This is a genomic window from Acinetobacter sp. V2, assembly GCF_001188385.1.
Taxonomy (GTDB): Bacteria; Pseudomonadota; Gammaproteobacteria; order Pseudomonadales; family Moraxellaceae; genus Acinetobacter; species Acinetobacter oleivorans.
This window is the reverse complement of sequence record NZ_JZFB01000007.1, coordinates 3,611-3,836: the sequence shown is the minus strand read 5'-3', so window position 1 is coordinate 3,836 and position 226 is coordinate 3,611. Positions and strand designations below refer to the sequence as shown.

The following is a 226-nucleotide window of genomic DNA, read 5'->3' as shown; positions in this document are numbered from 1 at the left end:
GTGGTCGTCAGTTCGGGTAAACAAGAAACGGACTTTAATACGTCCCCACTGGTCAACATGAATGTTTTCGCCCTCTAATCCCACCACTTTAGCGCGCTGCGGGTGAGCTGCGGGTCGATGTTCTAACGGGCTATATTCAGGCACAGCTTTAATGTTGCGTCGAACGACATTCAGCTCAGCAAAGTGGCGCTGCTCAGGGTTTTGGTTGTCGAGTTGAGCTGCCTTA

The 226-nt window shown here is 51.3% G+C and carries 1 protein-coding gene; it reads right to left on the bottom strand.

Going from position 1 to position 226, the window contains the following annotated elements:
* The coding region (locus UC75_RS22130; RefSeq protein ID WP_228137450.1) for a hypothetical protein at positions 1 to 226 on the bottom strand (226 nt) is incomplete at both ends.